Origin of the sequence: Haloterrigena gelatinilytica (assembly GCF_013342145.1) — an archaeon.
GTDB classification, from domain to species: Archaea; Halobacteriota; Halobacteria; order Halobacteriales; family Natrialbaceae; genus Haloterrigena; species Haloterrigena gelatinilytica.
On the sequence record NZ_JABUQZ010000001.1, the window covers coordinates 3,500,445 to 3,514,364 of the forward strand.

13 protein-coding genes and 1 pseudogene are annotated in these 13,920 nt (G+C 66.4%); 6 read left to right on the forward strand and 8 right to left on the reverse strand.

The window, feature by feature from the left end:
- Nucleotides 1-152: 152 nt before the first annotated feature.
- The gene (locus HTZ84_RS17355; RefSeq protein WP_174682616.1) at nt 153-791 is read right to left on the reverse strand and encodes a helix-turn-helix domain-containing protein; all 639 of its coding nucleotides are present in this window, start codon (nt 789-791) and stop codon (nt 153-155) included.
- A 316-nt stretch (nt 792-1,107) separates the two neighbouring features.
- Between HTZ84_RS17355 and HTZ84_RS17360 the strand changes: the two genes are divergently transcribed.
- Genes HTZ84_RS17360 through HTZ84_RS17370 form a run of 3 tightly spaced genes read left to right on the forward strand, consistent with a single transcriptional unit; the run spans nt 1,108 to nt 2,529 of the window.
- Nucleotides 1,108-1,644 (forward strand): peroxiredoxin family protein, encoded by a 537-nt coding sequence (locus tag HTZ84_RS17360; RefSeq protein ID WP_174681824.1) that lies wholly within the window; start codon nt 1,108-1,110, stop codon nt 1,642-1,644.
- 3 nt (nt 1,645-1,647) lie between these two features.
- Nucleotides 1,648-2,112 carry a GNAT family N-acetyltransferase gene (locus HTZ84_RS17365; RefSeq protein WP_174681825.1) on the forward strand — a complete coding sequence of 155 codons (465 nt, stop codon included), beginning with the start codon at nt 1,648-1,650 and terminating at the stop codon, nt 2,110-2,112.
- A gap of 54 nt (nt 2,113-2,166) precedes the next feature.
- The gene (locus tag HTZ84_RS17370; protein WP_174681826.1) at nt 2,167-2,529 is read left to right on the forward strand and encodes a hypothetical protein; all 363 of its coding nucleotides are present in this window, start codon (nt 2,167-2,169) and stop codon (nt 2,527-2,529) included.
- Between the two features lie 183 nt (nt 2,530-2,712).
- On the opposite strand, the gene HTZ84_RS17375 is transcribed toward HTZ84_RS17370, so the two are convergent.
- The 4 genes from HTZ84_RS17375 to HTZ84_RS17390 all read right to left on the reverse strand — a co-directional run bounded on the left by HTZ84_RS17375 (nt 2,713) and on the right by HTZ84_RS17390 (nt 7,538).
- Entirely contained in the window at nt 2,713-3,786 is a 1,074-nt protein-coding gene (locus tag HTZ84_RS17375) for an aminotransferase class I/II-fold pyridoxal phosphate-dependent enzyme (protein ID WP_174681827.1), read from the reverse strand.
- 145 nt (nt 3,787-3,931) lie between these two features.
- Nucleotides 3,932-5,284, reverse strand: a complete 1,353-nt coding sequence (locus HTZ84_RS17380; RefSeq protein ID WP_174681828.1) for a tryptophanase — start codon at nt 5,282-5,284, stop codon at nt 3,932-3,934.
- Nucleotides 5,285-5,486: 202 nt separating this feature from the next.
- On the reverse strand, nt 5,487-6,203 hold the full coding sequence (locus HTZ84_RS17385) for a sugar ABC transporter substrate-binding protein (RefSeq protein ID WP_174681829.1): 717 nt from the start codon (nt 6,201-6,203) through the stop codon (nt 5,487-5,489).
- Between the two features lie 156 nt (nt 6,204-6,359).
- Entirely contained in the window at nt 6,360-7,538 is a 1,179-nt protein-coding gene (locus HTZ84_RS17390; RefSeq protein ID WP_174681830.1) for an aspartate kinase, read from the reverse strand.
- 226 nt (nt 7,539-7,764) lie between these two features.
- Between HTZ84_RS17390 and HTZ84_RS17395 the strand changes: the two genes are divergently transcribed.
- The gene (locus HTZ84_RS17395) at nt 7,765-8,202 is read left to right on the forward strand and encodes a hypothetical protein (RefSeq protein ID WP_174681831.1); all 438 of its coding nucleotides are present in this window, start codon (nt 7,765-7,767) and stop codon (nt 8,200-8,202) included.
- A 256-nt stretch (nt 8,203-8,458) separates the two neighbouring features.
- On the opposite strand, the gene HTZ84_RS17400 is transcribed toward HTZ84_RS17395, so the two are convergent.
- The 3 genes and pseudogenes from HTZ84_RS17400 to HTZ84_RS23180 all read right to left on the reverse strand — a co-directional run.
- A complete protein-coding gene (locus HTZ84_RS17400; RefSeq protein ID WP_174681832.1) occupies nt 8,459-9,358 on the reverse strand; it encodes an ABC transporter permease in 900 nt (299 codons plus the stop codon).
- Nucleotides 9,355-10,314, reverse strand: a complete 960-nt coding sequence (locus HTZ84_RS17405; RefSeq protein ID WP_174681833.1) for an ATP-binding cassette domain-containing protein — start codon at nt 10,312-10,314, stop codon at nt 9,355-9,357. Before HTZ84_RS17405 ends, HTZ84_RS17400 begins: the two co-directional genes overlap by 4 nt.
- 35 nt (nt 10,315-10,349) lie before the next feature.
- Nucleotides 10,350-10,550: pseudogene (locus tag HTZ84_RS23180) on the reverse strand (hypothetical protein); the annotation flags it as partial.
- Between the two features lie 357 nt (nt 10,551-10,907).
- On the opposite strand from HTZ84_RS23180, the gene HTZ84_RS17410 reads away from it, so the two are divergent.
- Nucleotides 10,908-12,590 (forward strand): acyl-CoA synthetase, encoded by a 1,683-nt coding sequence (locus HTZ84_RS17410; protein ID WP_174681834.1) that lies wholly within the window; start codon nt 10,908-10,910, stop codon nt 12,588-12,590.
- Between the two features lie 89 nt (nt 12,591-12,679).
- Nucleotides 12,680-13,846, forward strand: coding sequence for an acyl-CoA dehydrogenase family protein (locus HTZ84_RS17415; protein WP_174681835.1), 1,167 nt, complete (start codon nt 12,680-12,682; stop codon nt 13,844-13,846).
- Nucleotides 13,847-13,920 lie beyond the last annotated feature (74 nt).

Here is a 13,920-nt window from a genome sequence, read left to right on the forward strand (position 1 = left end):
ACACACTTATTTTGAAGAATCGGGGTCGGCAACGAGAGTACCGACCGCTATCGCCGACACCGTCGGCGGACGGGCCACAGTGTGAATCTCCCGCGATACGCTCGGGTTTCGGAAGCGGACGAGTTCGAGCACGTCGTCGACGCCCTCGCGAGTCACTCCTCGCGGAGCGTCGACGCCACGAGTCGCCCGGTTCCGCGGCGGATGCGCCCGCTGACGGCCGTCGACGAGATGCCGAGCCGTTCGGCGAGTTCCTCGAGCGAGATTTCCCGCGGTTCCTCGAAGTAGCCCTCCTCGTGGGCGCGGACCAGCGCGGTGCGCTGTTCGTCGGTTACCTCCGGGAACGTCTCGCCGGTCCACTCGTCGCGCCGAAACATCCGGCGCAGTTCGAACGAGATGTCCCGCGTCTCACAGCAGTCCCAGAGGTCGGCGAGCGCTTCCCGGTCGGGAAGCTGAACGCGGGTCGTCCAGCCCCGCCCGGTGGTCTCCGCGTTCAACAGCAGTCCGCCGAGTTCGGTCGTCAACGGCGAGATGAGGACGGCCTCATCGGGGTGCTGGAGCCGATAGATTCGCGCCGAACCGAGATTGTCCGCGAGCATCCAGTCCGTCACCGTGTGGTCTCGCTCGAGGGCGTCCTCGAACGCCTCGTCGGCGCCCTCGACGAGGTAGAAGAACAGTCCGGTCTCCGGGTCCGTCGTGGAGTGGGGGACGACCTCGATGGACGCGTCCGGACGGTCTCGGATCGTCGGTGTCAGCGCGAGATCCGGATGCGCGATATCGAGAATTGCGATCATGCTCACGGTTCGTCACGGCGGCGACTGTTGTGCGGTATATTCGTTCCGAAACAACCACCTGTATGAGATATCGTCACCAGATTAGTTATTCTGATCCCGATATTAGTTGTCATTTGAGCACGTATTCCGGTTATAACTACTTAATTGTTGCTCCAGGTCCGAAAAGAGTGTGTGACCCGAACTACGTTCATCGCGGGTCCGTATGCGCGCGCTACGGTCGGGGAACGGTTCGATCGCGTTCGGACAGCGGCGCCGGCGGTGCCCGCCTGACTGCTGAAAGCCGAGTCACTTTCCCGGCCGCCGCGGTACGCCACGTATGACCGAATCTTCCCCCGAACTGACCTTCCCGAACGTCGGTCCCGGCCCGGATCCGCTCTCGCTGACCGACCTGACGGAGCCGGTCGCGCCCGCCGATCCGACGACGACCGACGGCGCCGAGCCGGCCCACGACGCGATCCTCCTGTTGCTCCACCGCGACCACCACGCCGGCCAGTGTCGCCGGCAGGTCCGGGCCGTCGCCGACCGCTACGAGGAGTTCCGCGACCGGGGCTGCCAGGTCGTCTCGGTCGTGCCCGAACCCCGGGACCGGGTCCGAGAGTGGCAGGAACGGTACGACCTGCCCTTCCCGCTCTGTGCGGATCCGGAGACGACCGCGGGCGAGGCCTTCGACCAGCCCGTTCGGCTCGGGCCGGTCGGTCGCCACTTCGACCTCGTCGGGCGGATGCCCGCCGCCGTCGTCCTCGATATCCGCGACCCCGCCGCCCTCGAGGTCGTCGCGACCTACCGCGGCCGGAGCAACATGGATCGGCCCGAAATCGACGAGTTGTTGGCCACCGTCGACCGACGGACCTGACGAATGGACGACCCCGACGAGACGAGAGCGGACGCGTCCGACGAGGCGGTCGGGTACGTCCGCACCGCGACCGGCGACGACGCCCTCGAGGTCCGGCGCATCCTCGACGCGGCCATGCTCGAGCCGGGGGACGTCGAGAGCCGGATCGCGGAGGGGAACGTCCTGGTCGCCGGCGACGAGCGCGGCGGGACGGCGGGGACCGGGGAACGGATCCTCGGGACGGTCGTGCTCGAACCTCTCGAGGAGCCGGGGGCGCACGTCTCGGCGATCGGCGTTCGTCGACGGCACCGCGGGCGGGGCATCGGCACGGCGTTGATCGACCGCGCCGTGGCGCGGGAGGGCCGGCTGACGGCGCGGTTCGACGACGGCGTTCGCCCGTTCTACGAGCGGCTCGGCTTTTCGATCGAACCGATCGACGACCGGCGACACCGCGGCGTCAAATCCGGTCACGGGACGGACTTCGACTAAACCCGTCGCCTGCCAGCGGAGTTTTATCCGAGAGAACGTGGTAGCCACCGCCGCATGGCAATCAAAGGGTTACTCAGCGGCAATCCGTCGCGAAACGCCAAACTCTACATCGGGATCGGTCTCATCTCGCTGGTCAAGGCGGTCGCGGTCCGCAACGACCGAAACCGGTTCCGCAGGGAACTGACCGACGCCGCCATGTTCATCGGCGTCGGCCTCGCGTTGCGACAGTACAGCACGCTCAAAGCGGAGAAGCGTCGGGAGATCGAATCGCAGGTCCCCGACTGGGCGATCGATCTCGCGACCTCCGAACAGGCCCAGCGGGGCGTCCGCAGCCTCGCGAAGCAGCGACTGGGACGCCAGCCCGAGCCGGAGCCGAGCCTGAAGGATCGGGCTCAGCGAATGCTCTCGAGTCGCTGATCTCGGGGTTCAGCGGGCGTCTCGGGCGGTCGCTCGGGTTCTTCACACGGGTCTGAAACTGGGTCGGGTCGTTCGCTACGTACGTGTGCTTATCGACCACGAGACTCCTCCTTAGTTATAACATCTTATGTTAGACGTATGGGGTACACGGCGGATACATCGATTCTGAACACCGGGTGAACGTCATCGGCTGTGGGTTTCGATGTGCCGACCGACCCGCTCGAGACCCGCCTCGAGCTCGTCGGTGTGGAGACCGAACCCTATTCGGAACCGGTTCGGATAGCCGAAGACATCGCCGGGTGCGAGGACGACGCTCTCGGCCTCGAACAGCGATCGACAGAACTCCGTTCCGTTCTCGAAGCCGTCGGGGATCGTCGGAAAGCCGTTGACGCCAGTCGGTTCGTACCACTCGAGATCGTAGCGTTCGACGAACTCGGCGACGCGGTCTCGGTTCGACTTCGCGTGGGCACGGTTCGCCTCGAGAATATCGGCCTCCCGCTCGCCGAGCGCCTGTCGAGCGATGTGTTGCCCGATTATCGGCGGCGAAATCGTCGTGTAGTCTTTCCATTTCCGCACCGTGTCGGCGAGTTCCCCGTCTGCGACAACCCAGCCGAGACGCGCGCCGGCAAGACCGTACGACTTCGAGACGCCAGCGGTCGAAATCGCTCGCTGCCCGAGCGACGCGGCCGGGGCGTGCGGGTCGTCGGCCAGCATTCGGTACACCTCGTCGATGAGGAGGTACGCGTCGTTCTCCGCCGCGAGGTCGTACAGCGCTCGCATCGTCTCCGGTCCGAGGTACTTGCCCGTCGGGTTGCTCGGGTTCGTGAGGACGACGACCCGAGTCTCTGGACGCATCGCCTCCGCGACGGCATCGACGGAAAGCTCCCATTCCGGGGGTTCGGTTCGGACTTCGGTCACGTCGCCGATAGCGGCGGGCACGCTCGCGAGTGACTGATAGGTCGGTGAGACGACGACGCTGTGATCCCCCTCGTTCAGGAGCGCCATGAACGTGAGGTAGTCGGCCTCCTGTGTTCCACACGTGAGAACCACCTCTTCGGGGTCGCGTTCGTAGCGCTCGGCAATCGCAGCGCGGAACTCTGGAGCTCCATCGGTCGGAATGACGTAGCCGAGTTCACCCGCGTCGAGATCGAACCGGTCGGCGGGAAGACTTCGGACGCCGCTTTCAGCGAGCATCAGGTCAGCGTCCGGTTCGTATTCGTCGAGCCACCGTTCCAGTTCGAAAGGGGGCAACTCCATATTCGGGTATTCTCGGAGACAGATCATATGCCCTCCGTATTCAGCGGATCAATCTTGACAACGTCAAAGGAGCAGAGTCCTGCCCCCGGTAACTGTATCACTGAACGGGGCTTTACGGACTGTTCCGGGTACCGATGCCGTATTCCTACTGTGAGGCCGAAACCGGCTCGAGGTCGGCCGTGAAGTGACGTAACTCTCGGTTGTCGGGTTCGGACGTGATCTCGAGCCCGGCGACCGACTCGCGCTTCTCGATGACCGTCGCGGCGGTCTCCGCGACGTGTTCGAAGTGTTCGGTGTGATAGGTGCGACGCGGTACCGCGAGGCGGACCAGTTCCGGCCGGTCCGTATCGGGGAACGCGAAGCTCCCGAGTTCGACCCCGCGGACGCCGCCTTCTCGGTACAGTTCGCAGACCAGCGCCTGGCCCGGGAACTCGTCGGAATCGAGGTGGGGAAGCGCCGCGCCCGCGTCGAGGTAGACGGCGTGGCCCCCCGGCGGCGTGTAGATCGGCACGCCGGCGTCCGCGAGTAGGTCCGCGAACGCGCGGACGCCGTCGAGGCGGTCGGCGACGTAGGCCTCCTCGACGGCCTCGCGGAGGCCGACTGCCAGCGCGGCCACGTCCCGTCCGGACATCCCGCCGTACGTGGGAAAGCCCTCGTAGAGGATCGCGCGCTGCTTGCACCGCTCGAACAGCGCCTCGTCGTCGGTCGCGACGAAGCCGCCGGCGTTGGCCAGCCCGTCCTTCTTGCCGCTCATGACGATCGCGTCGGCGTATCCGAGCTGCTCGCGGGCGATCTCGTCGATGTCGGCCCCGTCGAACTCGTCCTCGCGGCGCCGGACGAAGCCGGCGTTCTCGGCGAACCGGCAGGCGTCGATGACGAAGGTCGCATCGATCTGGGAGGCGAAGTCCCGAACCCGTCGCGTGTTCTCGACGGAGACCGGCTGACCCGCCGTCGAATTGTTCGTGATCGTTAGAATTACCAGCGGCACGCGCTCGGCGCCCACCTCGTCGACGACCGACCGGGCGCGCTCGAGCGAGAAGTTCCCCTTGAACGGCTCGTCCGACTCGAGGTCGCGCGCTCCCTCGACGGGGCAGTCGACCGGGTCGGCGCCCTGGTTCGCGACGTGGGCCCGCGTCGTGTCGAAGTGGGTGTTGTTGAGCGCGACGTCGCCCTCCGAGAGCAGCGTTCCGTAGAGGACGTTCTCCGCGCCCCGCCCCTGGTGGGTCGGGACGACGCGCGAGAAGCCCATCACGTCCCGGACGGCGGACTCGAGGTCGTCGAAGCTGCGCGAGCCGGCGTAGGACTCGTCGCCGCGCATGACGGCCGCCCACTGAGCGTCGCTCATCGCACCGGTGCCGCTGTCGGTCAGGAGGTCGACGAAGACGTCCTCGGCGTCGAGATTGAAGACGTTGTACCCCGCCTCGGACAGCGCTCGTTCGCGCCGGTCTCGAGAGGGGAGGTGGATCCGTTCTGCGACTTTCGTCTTGTACGCGACCATACCTCCACGACGCCGTCGCGCGTGTTCAGTCTAGCTGAGAGTTCGTGTTCATCGATGGGTCGAACCGTTCGTTCCGGACCGAATCGGCGCATCGACGGGCGAACGTCGCGACGTCCCCTCGCGACCGACTTCGACTTGCCCGTGACTAGCCTCAATTCGCCCGCGATCGACCGACGTCGGCGTCTCCGAGGGGGATTCCGGATCAGCACTCGTCCGCGTCGGCACAGCCGAAGACGTCGCTCTCGACTCGCGTCGTCGTCGGCTCGGGACCGACGAGTTCCAGCCCGTTCGTCGCCCGTGAGACGGTGAGCGTCCGGTCGGGACTCGAGTCGTCGCGTCGAGCGTCCGTCACCGGTCCGCCGTCGCCCGCGTTCCCCTCAGCCGATTCGTCGGCATCGGTCGGCGCTTCGGCCTCGGTTATCACTCCGGACTCGAGCGGCGCGTCGCCCGCATCATCGGCGGACGTCTCGTCGGACCCGAACACGCGCTCGGCGACGGCGTTGAGTTCGGCGGCCGTCGACTCGACGAGTCCCTCGTCCTCGCGACTGGTAACCGACGGAGTACCGACGAAAGCCGCCTCGAACTCCTCGAATTCGGGCGGAGATTCCTCGTCGGTCGACTCGCCCGGCGCGTCGGTTACGCCGTCGTCCCGTTCTTCGAGCGCTCGAGCCTCGGCGGCCTGACCCTCGAGGTCGGCGAACAGTTCGGCGGCCGTCGTGTCATCGACATCGTCGTCGGACTGCGTCTGACTGCTCGAGGCGCGTAGCGCCTCGCTGATTTCGTCGTCGGTGGTGGGATCGTGTGCGCCGCCGTCGGCGACGAGTTCCTCGGGCGAGTCCACGCCGAACTCGGCCAGCACCGCGTCGGGATCGGGGTCGATATCTTCGAACGCCTCCGCGTCCGTCTGCTCCGTGCTCATGGCAGTGACTCCCGTCCCATCCACCTTCGTTACGACCCCGTTACCGAGATTTCGAGCGGCTAATCGACGACTAAAATACTGTCTCGATCGCGAGAACGTCGCCGCAAAATCGACTGACGGAATCGGTTCGACCCCGACTCGAGGCGCTCGCGGCGTCTAGAAGAGGTCCTGGGTCAGCTCGAGGGTCTCCTCGCGGTCGTCCCAGTCGACGAACAGCGCGACGCTGGTCGCGCTGGTGATGATGTCGTTGAGGTGGATCCGCGCCTCGGTGAGCGGGTTGACGATCTCGCTGATGATCCCCGGCTGGTTGGGGAGTTCGCCGCCGGTGACGCGGACGACCGCGACCGGTGAGTCGACGGTGACGGAGGAGAGTTCGTCGCGGGCGATGACCTCGCGGTGGAGGATGTTCTCGGCGCGTTCGGCCTCCTCCTCGTCGATGTAGAAGGTGACGGTGTCCATTCCGCTGGCGACGGCGTCGACGTTGATGTCGCTCTCGGCCAGCGCCTCCGAGAGGTGGTTGAAGATGCCCGGTTCGTTCCGGATCGCGCGGCCGGCGATGGTCAGGCAGGCCAGCGGTCGCTCGCGCAGGTCGACGAGGTTCTTGAACTCGCCCTCGATGCTCGTCCCGCCGGAGAGCAGGTCGCCGTGCTGGTAGTGGACGACGCGGACGTCGAGTTCGCCGTCCTTGTAGGAGAGCGCGGAGGGGGCGACGACTTCGGCCCCGCGGAACGAGAGGTTCCGCAGTTCGTCGACCGAAATCTCGCCGACGTTCCGGGCCCCTTCGACGACGTGGGGGTCGCCGGTCATGACGCCCTCGACGTCGGTGACGATGACGACCTCGTCGGCGTCCATGTACTTGCCCATCATGACCGCCGTGGTGTCGCTGCCGCCCCGGCCAAGCGTCGTGATCGAGCCGTCGGGCCCCTCGGCGAGGAAGCCGGTGATGACGGGAACCGTCGCGTCCATCTCGTCGGCGACCTCGAGGGCGCGCTGTTTCGTCTCCTCGACGTTGACCTCGCCGTACTCGTCGGTGACGACCGGCCAGTCGTCGCTGCCGGGCTCCAGGAAGGTCGCGTCGATACCGCGGGCGGAGAGCGCGGCCTTGAGCATCCGCACCGAGGTTCGCTCGCCCATGCTGACGATCTGGGCGCGGTCCTCCTCGTCGGTCTCGAACGTGATCTCGTCGAGCAGGTCGTCGGTAGTCGACCCCATCGCGCTGGCGACGACGGCGATCTCGTGGCCGTCCTCGACGGCGGCGGCGACCGAGTCGGCGGCGCGGTTGATCCGGTCCCCGCTGCCGAGGCTCGTTCCGCCGAACTTGGCGACTACGCGCATGCTGACACCTCGTCCGCGGCTCGCGTGACGATAACTTCGCTCATATGGCACACCGTTACCAGAGCGGGCAGATAACTGTGTCCCATCGCCCGCGTTTTTACCGCGAGCGATCGACCGTCCACATGTCAGCGCCGACGAGAGTCCCCGACGGCGGCCGGTCACAGCGGGTCACCGCCCCGCCGTCGCAGCCGGGATTTATATTTGTGGGTGGCATTACCACACGTTGATGAACGTACGGGACGCACTCGAGGCCGACGCGGACGCGCTGGCGTCGATCGCCGACTCGCCGACCGACGTGATGCGGAATCTGGTTCACGACCGAACCGTCCGCGTCGCCGAGGACGGCACGCACGACCCCAACGCCGACGTGTCGGACTCGCAGTTCGACGGCTCCGATCCGGAGGACCTGCTGGGATTCATCAGTTTCGACGCCCGCGAGGACACCGTTCACGTCACCCAACTCGACGGCACGAGCGAGGCGTGCAAGCAACTCCTCGGCGAACCGGTTCGCTTCGCGAAACGAGAATCGATGGCCGTCGAACTCCTGGTTTCGCCCGACTCGGAGACCATCGAAGACGCCGCCGAGGAGCTCGGGTTCGAACGGCGCGGGCGCGGCCCGCGATTCGACGGCGCGCCGACGACCCGGTTCCGACTCGAGCCCTAGCGTCGACGGCTACCGGACGCAGGCTCGCGTTGCGAACCAAGTCTGAGGCGCGAGCGACGGCGATTGGACGCGCCGTCGCGCCAGCCGAAGCGACTCGAATTTCGTTGTGTCAGTCACTGCGACGCTCACGTCCAGTGGAAACAGCAGCTAGTACGTTCCGAGACCCGTCTCTTTTGCGCGCCGCACGAAACTGAGACGGGGATCGAACGACAGCCGGTGAAATCGGAGAGCGACGCTCGAGTCCGTCCGACGGCGCCTACTGCACGTCGGAACTCGAGGCGCCGTTCAGGAAGTGGACGGCGACGGCCCCTAAGACGAGGTCCAGCGCGCCGAGCACCGCCAGCGCGGGAACGAGCGTGTTCCACATGCCGCCGAACGCCGACACCTCGAGGACCGTCATGACGTCCTGGCCGAACATCAGGGCGCGGGCGGCGTCGACGCCGTAGGTGATCGGGTTGAGCGCGGCGATCGTCTGGACCCACTCGGGAAGCGCCTCGATCGGGAGGAAGGCGCTCGAGAGGAAGAGGAGGGGGAACTGCAGCAGGTTCACCGCGATGATGGTCGACTCCTGATCGCGGGTGACGAGCGCGACCACGTTCGAGAGCGCGGTGAACCAGATCGAGAACACGATCCCGACGGCGACGATTCCGAGCGCACCGAGAACGCCGGTTTCGACGTAATCGGTCACCGATGCGCCCGTGTCCAAGTAGAGGAGGACGTAGCCGAGCGCGAGGATGATCCCGATCTGGACGACGATGCGCAGCACTTCGGAGAGGGACTTCCCGAGGAAGATCGCGCCGCGGTGCATCGGGGAGACGAGGACCTTCTCGAACATTCCGTTCTCGATATCGTCGACGAGACCGATCCCGGAGGTCGTCGCGGCGATCAGCGCCGTCTGGATCACGATCGCCGGCACGAGGAAGGTCACGTAGCTGGCCTCCGTGCCGAGGCTCTGGGCGATGGCGCCCTCCGTGATCCCACCGAACACCTCGGTGAAGAGGACGAGGAAGATGATCGGGTTCAGCAGCGAGACCGTCATCACGAACGGGTTGCGGGTGGTCTTGATCAGCCACCGTTTCAGGTTGATCCACGTGTCCCGGACGAAGCCGTTGCCGGCCGTCTTCCGCCCGCCCTCGCTCTCGGCGTCGATACTCATCGATCCACCTCCGTGGCCGCGGCCGACGCCCCGGGTCCACCCGGCTCGGTCGCCGCCTCATCTTCGTCGAGCCCTTCGCCGGTGATCGCGAGAAAGACGTCGTCCAGCGTCGGATCGCGGACGTTGAACCCGGTGATGGGGATTCCCGCCTCCTTCAGGGCCACGAGCAGTTCCGGGCCGCGCCGTCTGGCGGCCGTCGAGCGAACGCTCAGTCCGTCGTCGGCGGTCTCGATCGGCGCGTCGTCGAAGGCGTCCGCCTCGAGGGCGACCTCGCGGGCCCGTTCGCGCGTCTGCGCGTCCGAATCGGCGAGTTCGATCTCGAGGACGGCGCCGCCGACGCGGTCTTTCAGTTCGGCCGGCGAGCCGTCGGCGACGATCGTCCCGTCGCGGATGACGCCGATCCGGTCGCAGAGCTGGTCGGCCTCCTCCAAGTACTGCGTGGTCAGGAAGACCGTCGTCCCGCGGTCGTTGATCCGCTCGAAGTAGTCCCACAGCCGGTTGCGGGCCTTCGGGTCGAGCCCGGTCGTCGGTTCGTCGAGGAAGACGATCGGCGGATCGTGGACCAGCGCGGTCGCGGCGTCGAGGCGCTTTTTCATCCCGCCGGAGAAGTCCTTGGCGACCTTGTTCGCCACGCCGGCCAGATCCACGAGTTCGAGCAGGTCGTCGATCCGCTCGCCCGGATCGATGCTCGTCTCCTGGGCCATGTAGCCGATCGACTCCCGGACCGCGCGCGGTTCCGACTCGACGTCGTACCCGTTGACCGCGACCGAGCCGCCGGTCGGCTTCAGGAGCGTCGCGAGGACCTTGATCGTCGTCGTCTTCCCGGCGCCGTTCGCGCCGAGGAAGCCGAAGAACTCGCCCGCCCGAATCTCGAGCGAGAGGTCCGCGACGGCCTCCGTCCCGTCGGCGTACGTCAGTTCGACGTGTCGGGCGTCGATCGCGTTGGTTTCGCTCACGGTCGTTCAAAGGAGGTGACAGCGCATAGAACTTGTCAGTACCCCACGACTGAAGTCGTGGGCTTGTCAGTGGACTCCCCTTCTGCCGCCGATTTGACGGAGGCGTGGAAATCGCCGTTTAGGTTCAACATCCCTGACTTCAGCGCACACTGACGGGGTGCGCCTCCACCCGAAGACTTCTGCCCCGAGTGGAGACGTTTGAGAAGTTTACGAGCGATATTCTCGCTCGCGTTGTAATACTGACGTTGGGGAGTCGGACTGCTATCGTCCGTGGATTGATTCGAGCTTTGTCGGATTCCTCCCACGACGAAAGTCGTGGGCTTCCTCCTTGCATTTCTGTGAATACTCGTTCGGCTCGAACGGCGCCGCTCCCTGCCGTTCCGGGACGACGGCACCGTGCCGACGACAGCTCCACCGGCGACGCCCCACCGAACGGACGTGCGAGGCCGACGACGTGTACGGCCACCGACGGCCAGTAGCGACTGCACGGATTCCGACGGACGCCGGACGGACGCTCTCGAGGAGTTTTATTCGGCTCGGAATCCTCGAGAGCAACCGTAGCAATTATTGCCGAAAGCGGTGGCGTCCGAGACATGGTATCGGATCACAATATGCCCGACTACGAGCAGGTGCGCGACGGCTTCGCGTGGGAGGACATCTACGAGGCGGCCGACTGGGACGCTCCGGAGGAGCTGAATATCGCCCACGAGGTCTGCGACCGCCACGCCGAGAACAAGGAAAAGGTCGCGCTCTATCAGGTGAGCGAGGACGGTGAGTTGACCACGACGACCTTCTGGGAACTCGCCGAGGCGACGAACCGGTTCGCGAACGTCCTCGAGGACCTCGGGATCGAGCGGGGCGACCGCGTCTTCTCGTACATGCCTCGGATTCCCGAACACTACGTCGCGCTGGTCGGGACGCTCAAGCGCGGGGCCGTCTTCGGCGGGATCAACGAGCGGTTCGGCCCCGACGGCATCTCGTATCGGCTCTCCGATTGTGACGCGAAGGCCGTCGTTACGACCGCAGCGAACCGCGATACGGTCGCCGACGCGCTCGAGGACGCCCCGTCCGTCGAGCACGTCATCGTCGTCAGCGACGACGGGCGGGGGATCCGGCGGGGCGACGTCAGCTACCGCGCGGCGATGGAGACCGCGAGCCGCGAGTACGAACCGGCCGACACCGGCGCCGAGGACGACGCGCTGCTGTACTACACCAGCGGGACGACCGGACTGGCCAAGGGCGTCCTGCACGAACACCGGTGGGTGCTGGGCGTCGCGGCCACCCAGAAGTACGCCGTCGACCTCCGGGAGGGCGACTGCTACTGGTCGACGGGCGATCTGGGCTGGCTGACCGGCCCGATCAACACGCTCGGCGCCTGGTTCTGGGGGACCGCGCTGTTCACCTACGAGGGCGAGTTCGACCCCGAGGCGTGGGCCGACCTGCTCGACACCTATCCGATCACCGTGCTGTTCTCCGTGCCGACGGCCTACCGGATGCTCCGGGAACACGAGGACGTCCTCGAGGACGTCTCCCTGGACCTGCGCCACGCGCTCTCGATCGGCGAACCGCTCTCGGCCGGCGTCGTCGAGTGGGGCGAGGAGACGCTGGGCGTCACCGTCCACGACACCTACGGCCAGACGGAGACGGGGAACATGATCATCAACAACTACCCGACGATGGAGGTCCGGCCGGGCTCGATGGGGAAACCGCTGCCCGGTATCGAAGCCGCTGTCGTGGATCCCGAAACGGGCGAGGTGCTCGAGCCCGGCGAAACGGGCGAGATCGCCCAGCGCGGGGACTACCCCTGCTTCTTCGCGGAGTACTGGGAGAAGCCCGACAAGACCGCGGACTGCTTCGTCGACGGGCCGGACGGCGAGTGGTACCTCTCGGGCGATCTGGCTCATCTGGACGAGGACGGCTACTTCTGGTTCGAGGGCCGGGCCGACGACGTCATCCTCTCGTCGGGCTACCGGATCGGCCCCTTCGAGGTCGAGAGCTCGCTGGGCGAACACGAGGCCGTCGCCGAGGCGGCCGTCGTCCCGAAACCCCACCGCGAGCGGGGCAACATCGTGAAGGCCTACATCGTCCCCAGCGAGGGCGCGACTCCCTCCGAGGAACTGAAGGAAGACATCCGGAACCACGTCAAAGAGGAGCTCTCGGCCCACGAGTACCCACGCGAGATCGAGTTCCGCGACGAACTGCCGAAGACGGTCACCGGGAAGATCCGCCGGACGGAGCTCCAGGACGAAGTCGAAGAGGAGGCCGAGGCGGCCTGAGTCCGCGCTCGAGGCGACCGTGCGGAGTAACCGAGCGGTTCGAACGTGATTCCGGACGACGGCGACCCGGAGTCGAGACGAGACAGACCATGAATTTCGAAGACACACAGGAACGCAAGTTGATCCGACAGACGGCGACGGAAATCGCCGAGCAGTTCGGCCCCGAACACTGGCGCGAGAAGGAGGAAGCCGGCGAGTTCTCGAGCGAGTTCTGGGACGAACTCGGCGAGGCGGGCTTTCACGGCCTGCTGGTCCCCGAGGAGTACGACGGCGCGGGGATGGGGATGGAAGAGATGGGGCTGGCGATGGAGACCCTCTGCGCCGAGGGCTGTGGCATGGCCGGCACGTGGTACCTGGTGCTGACCGCCGGCATGGCCGCGGTCGGTATCGGCGAGTACGGCACCGACGAGCAGAAGGAGCGGTACCTGACCGATATCGCGATGGGAGAGCGCAACTTCTCGATCGCCATTACGGAGCCGGAAGCGGGCACGAACACGTTGAACGTCGCGACTCGAGCGGAGCGGGACGGAGACGAATACGTCCTGAACGGCAAGAAGGCCTGGATCACGTTCGCCGACCGCGCGGACAACATGATCCTCGTGACGCGGACGACCCCTCGAGACGAGGTCGAGCGGGGCACCGACGGCATCAGCCTCTTCGTCGTCGACATGGACGACCCGAACGTCGACGTCTCGCCGATCCCCAAACACGCGATGAACTACTCGAAGTCCTGCGAGGTCTTCATAGAGGACGTCCGCGTCCCGGCCGAGAACCTGCTGGGCGACGAGGACGACGGCTGGTGGGTGCTCGTGGACATGCTCAACCCCGAACGGATCGGCTTCGCCGCGGCCGCGACCGGGATCGGCAAGCTCGCGGCGAACGCGGCCATCGAGTACGCCAACGATCGCGAGATCTTCGGCGCGCCGATCGGCACCCATCAGGCCGTCTCGTTTCCCATCACCGAGGCCTACGCGAAGATGGAGACCGCCGCGCTCATGCGCGAGAAGGCCGCGTGGCGCTACGATCGAGGCGAGGACTGCGGCTACGAGACGAACGTCGCGAAGGCGACGGCCGTCGAGGCCGGCATCGAGGCCGTCAAACACGCGATGCAGGCCTTCGGCGGCTGGGGCTACGCGACGGAGTACGACGTCGAGCGCTGGTGGCGCGAGGTCAACCTCACGCGGCTCGCGCCCGTCTCCCAGCAGATGGCGTACAACCACATCAGCCGACGGCTCGGCTTCCCGAGATCGTACTGAGCGTGCTCGAGATCGAATCCGGCCGCCGGCCGGCGGCGAGTCAGGTGGCAACAATCACCACAGCCGATAAGAAC